The following is a 4,475-nucleotide window of genomic DNA, read 5'->3' as shown; positions in this document are numbered from 1 at the left end:
TTATTTATTGGTTAGAGCTAGCTCTAGGAAATTTTGCCCTGATCACCAAAGTAACTATTTTTGGTAAGTGTATGGTGATCATTGCAACAAAAATATGAAATGGCTCAGCGTTATAGCAACAATTCTTTTAGACTAGACAGCGTTTTCTAACCACCGACAATGATGTCGATGGTGGTTTATCCCTCGCTAAAAAGGTCTATGATCATGAAGGAACGTCTTTGTTTAAAGGCAGCGGTTAGTGCTGCGCTAATTGCATCATTGGCAGGGTGTGCCAACTCGGGCTCTGAGACACAAGAGCAAGGTTGGGCACCAGATACCACTTATAAACTCACCATTCTTCATACCAACGATCATCACGGTCGTTTCTGGCACAACCGCTACGGCGAATACGGCATGGCTGCGCGCAAAACGCTGATCGATGATCTACGCACAGAGGCTCAAGCCGAAGGCAGTGAAGTGCTACTGCTATCAGGCGGTGACATCAATACCGGTGTCCCAGAGTCTGATTTGTTGCAAGCTGAACCTGACTTTAAAGGGATGACGCGAATCGGTTACGACGCCATGGCGATTGGTAACCACGAGTTTGATAACCCATTGAGCGTGCTAGAGCAGCAAATGCAGTGGACCGACTTCCCGATGCTGTCAGCCAACATTTACGACAAAGAAACGGGCGAGCGTAAATTCCAAGCCTACCAGATGTTTGAGCGAAACGGCCTGAAAATCGCCGTGGTCGGTTTGACCACAGAAGATACTGCTAAGATCGGTAACCCAGAATACATTGGCTCGCTCGATTTCCGTGATCCGAAAGCGGAAGCGAAGAAAGTGATCGCCAAACTCAAAGAAACCGAAAAGCCTGACATCATTATCGCCGCCACACACATGGGCCACTATGCCGATGGCAAAAGCGGTGTAAACGCACCGGGTGATGTGGCGTTGGCGCGCTATATGGATGATGGTGACCTTGACCTTATCATCGGCGGCCACTCACAAGAGCCGGTTTGTATGGAAGAGCCGAACACGTATAACGAGAGTTTCGAGCCAGGTGATGCGTGTACCCCAGACCAGCAAAACGGTGCATGGATCATGCAAGCCATGAATGGGGTAAATACGTTGGTAAGGCGGAGTTTGAATTCCAGAATGGCGATTTAAATCTCGTCAGCTACGACTTGATCCCAGTGAACCTGAAGAAAAAAATCAAGGTCGATGGTGAGAAGAAACGCGTCTTTATTCAAGATGAGATTGAGAAAGACCAAGCCTTGTATGACTTCTTGAAGCCGTATCAAGATAAGGGCCAAGAGAAGCTTAACATTAAGATTGCTGAGAGTAACGGCAAGCTAGAAGGGGATCGCAATGTGGTGCGTTTCCAGCAAACCAACCTAGGTCGTTTAATTGCTAAGTCGCACATGGAACGCGCCAATGCCGACTTTGCGGTGATGAACTCAGGTGGTGTGCGTGACTCGATCATCGCTGGCGACATCACATACAAAGATGTCCTTAAAGTGCAGCCATTTGGCAATATGGTGACGTACACCGACATGAGCGGTAAAGAAGTGATGGATTACCTCAATGTTGTGGGCACCAAGCCCGTAGATTCAGGTGCGTATGTCCAGTTTGCAGGCGTTTCAATGGTGGTTGAAAACGGCAGCGTTCACGATGTGAAAATTGGCGGCGAATCAATTGATATGGATAAAACCTATCGCTTTACCGTGCCAAGCTTTAACGCCGCTGGCGGTGACGGTTATCCAAAACTGACTAGCCACCCAGGTAACGTCAACACCGGTTTTGTCGATGCGGAAGTGCTGAAAGATTACCTTGAAGCAAACAGCCCCATCGACGTCAACGATTATGCGCCACAGGGTGAAATTGTTTACAAATAGAACCGGGTAAGATGGTGATAAAGATAAAGCGGTACCGGTGCGGTGCCGCTTTTTTTATGTAATGATATCCTGGTGTCGGAGCAGTAGAGAAACGTTATGACGCCAGCAATAAAATTGGCAGAAAAACAGGGAATTGCCTTTTCGGTTCATCAATATGAGCATGATCCGAACAATCCAAATTTTGGCGATGAAGCGGTCCAAGCCTTGGGGCAGGATCCTGCCCGTGTCTTTAAAACCTTGTTATTTTGTATCAACGGTGACAGTAAACAGCTTGCCGTTGCTATCGTGCCGGTGAAAGGAAGCCTAAACCTTAAAGCAGCAGCAAAAGCGGCGGGCGGCAAAAAAGCAACCATGGCCGACCCTGAGGTAGCACAGCGGACAACCGGGTACTTGGTTGGTGGCATCAGTCCACTCGGACAAAAAAAGCGCTTGCCAACGTTTTTAGATGCATCAGCAAAACAGTTTTCCACCCTGTATGTCAGTGCAGGGCGTCGTGGCTTAGAAATTGAGCTGTCCCCAGACGATCTCATGGCGTTAACAGCGGGCCAGTATGCCGCGATTGGCGAGTAAAAAAGAGGATAAACAAGCATGACATTGACCATTTGGGCATCGTTAGCCTTAGTTTGTATGCTGGGCGCGATGTCACCCGGCCCCAGCTTGGTCGTGATGGCAAAACATAGCCTTGCGAATAGCCGCCTACATGGCATTGTCGCTTCATGGGCCCATGCGCTTGGCGTCGGCTGTATGCGTTAATTACTATGTTAGGGTTAGCGGTCATCTTCAAACAATCTCCCTTATTATTTACGATCATTGCCTACGCAGGGGCAGGGTATCTCGGCTGGTTAGGGATTAAGTCGCTCCTAAGCAAAGGAGGCGTCGCGGCAAAGCTAGAGGCGGGCAAAACCGCTAGCCTTGGAGAAGCGGCGCGTGATGGCGCAATGATTTCAATGCTCAACCCTAAACTTGCGCTCTTCTTTATTGCCTTATTCAGTCAATTTGTCGCGGTAGGCACCGATTTGTTCAGTCGCAGTGTCATTGTGCTAACACCGTTATTGATTGATGGGGTTTGGTACACCTTGGTGGCTTTTTTGCTCTCGAGCCCAGCGATTGTTGACAAGATCCGCCATCACGGCGCGTGGGTTGATAAGCTGTCAGGGGTGGTGTTAATCGCACTGGCAATACGCGTGGTGTTTACGCTGCAATAAAGCAATAACGTAATAAAACAAAAAGACTGGCAACTCGCCAGTCTTATTGTTGTTCAGGCACGGTGATTGAGGTGTCGCTCACGCGTTTCTAGCTTTTTGTCTTGGCTCTTTTTGAGCATCACATATAGCGCACCCGAGCCACCTTGATGCCGCAGAGCGGAATGGAAGCAGAGGACGTCAGAAATTTGTTGTAGCCACTGACAGACATAGCTTTTCATCATTGCGGGTGGGTTGCTTCGCTCGCCTTTGCCGTGAACAATAATCACGGTACGTACATCCATGCGTTGGCATTGTTTAAGAAAGCGGAGAATTTCATCACGGGCTTTTTCCAACGACATTTTGTGCAGATCAAGTCGCGCGTTAATATCGTATTTTCCCAACCGTAGCTTGCGAAATACGCCCTCTTGTACGCCATCGCGTTTGTAAGCCATCACGTCCTCGGGTTTGACCATGGTGGCATAATCCAATGATAAGTACTCGGGTGCACTTTGAGCTAGCTTTTGCGCGGCTTGCTGGCGGGCAAGTTGCGCGTCAGTAGGCTGGTGTGGTCCAGTTAGATCCTCAACCGTGTCCTGTTCGATTGGCGCCACATCAGACATCATTTCTCGGAATAGCTCAAATTCGTTTTTATCACTCATCACTACAGGGCCATCTACGTCGTGGAGTCATTTGGGACAGTATAAACGAAAATAAAAAAAGAAACCTAGCGCCACACTCTGTGACCAACCGTGTAACACTAGGTTAAGCAAGTTTGCTTAAAGATAGGTAGGCAATAAAAACAGGTTACTGAGGTTTAGATGTCATCACTTTGTAGACGAAATAGCCGCCAAAGAAACTGATCAGGGCAAATGTACAGATGATGACAATCATGGATGACAAGCCCACGGCGTTGCCGAAAAGTAGATCAAGCCAAAAGTCCATAGTCTGTACCCTCGTGTCCGTTAATGTAGGGTCAGAATGCCAATAGGAACTGTGTTGAATACTGATCAGGATCAATAGAAGTATCGAACAATTTATCAACATTTGTTAACACCGATACGATCACAATTTGCTCGCAATTGATGTCACTTTCATCGTTTAACTGTGAGTGATAAAAAAATACGTGATTAGGGCTTGAGGTTTCGTGATGCTTGAGTATGATGGTCGACCTTAGCGCGGGGATGCACTTGGTTGCATCGCTCAGTGTTTGACAAGACAAACGTCAATTCGTAAAACTTGTCATAAGTCGGTGAATAGCGCAGTTTGGTAGCGCATCTGGTTTGGGACCAGAGGGTCGGGGGTTCGAATCCCTCTTCACCGACCGAGTTMTTCTAACAGCTGAGTGAGGTCTGAACTATTGGCTGCGCAAAAGATTAACGTGATAGCGCAGTTTGGTAGCGCATCTGGTTTGGGA

The 4,475-nt window shown here is 47.9% G+C and carries 3 protein-coding genes, 1 tRNA gene and 2 pseudogenes; 4 read left to right on the top strand and 2 right to left on the bottom strand.

Features of this window, described 5'->3' with window-relative positions; all coding sequences use genetic code 11:
- Window positions 1-204: 204 nt before the first annotated feature.
- The 3 genes and pseudogenes from ushA (at window position 205) to DZ54_RS22705 (ending at window position 3,082) form a co-directional block, all read left to right on the top strand.
- Window positions 205-1,877, top strand: a pseudogene (ushA, locus tag DZ54_RS22710) (bifunctional UDP-sugar hydrolase/5'-nucleotidase UshA).
- Window positions 1,878-1,973: 96 nt separating this feature from the next.
- On the top strand, window positions 1,974-2,447 hold the full coding sequence (gene ybaK, locus DZ54_RS0116230) for a Cys-tRNA(Pro) deacylase (RefSeq protein WP_025675235.1): 474 nt from the start codon (window positions 1,974-1,976) through the stop codon (window positions 2,445-2,447).
- Between the two features lie 18 nt (window positions 2,448-2,465).
- Window positions 2,466-3,082 (top strand): annotated as a pseudogene (locus DZ54_RS22705) (LysE family translocator).
- 53 nt (window positions 3,083-3,135) lie between these two features.
- Here the strand turns inward: DZ54_RS22705 and smrA are convergent.
- Together smrA and DZ54_RS24440 are read right to left on the bottom strand one after the other, a co-directional pair.
- A complete protein-coding gene (gene smrA / locus DZ54_RS0116220; RefSeq protein ID WP_025675233.1) occupies window positions 3,136-3,720 on the bottom strand; it encodes a DNA endonuclease SmrA in 585 nt (194 codons plus the stop codon).
- 145 nt (window positions 3,721-3,865) lie between these two features.
- Window positions 3,866-4,003, bottom strand: a complete 138-nt coding sequence (locus DZ54_RS24440) for a DUF3149 domain-containing protein (RefSeq protein ID WP_025675231.1) — start codon at window positions 4,001-4,003, stop codon at window positions 3,866-3,868.
- A 305-nt stretch (window positions 4,004-4,308) separates the two neighbouring features.
- Here DZ54_RS24440 and DZ54_RS0116205 point away from each other — a divergent pair.
- A tRNA-Pro gene (locus tag DZ54_RS0116205) sits at window positions 4,309-4,382 on the top strand.
- Window positions 4,383-4,475: the final 93 nt, after the last annotated feature.

It is taken from the genome of Salinivibrio socompensis S35, assembly GCF_000513715.1.
GTDB classification, from domain to species: Bacteria; Pseudomonadota; Gammaproteobacteria; order Enterobacterales; family Vibrionaceae; genus Salinivibrio; species Salinivibrio socompensis.
The sequence above is the reverse complement of the archived record's forward strand: the minus strand, read 5'-3'. Positions and strand labels throughout refer to the sequence as shown.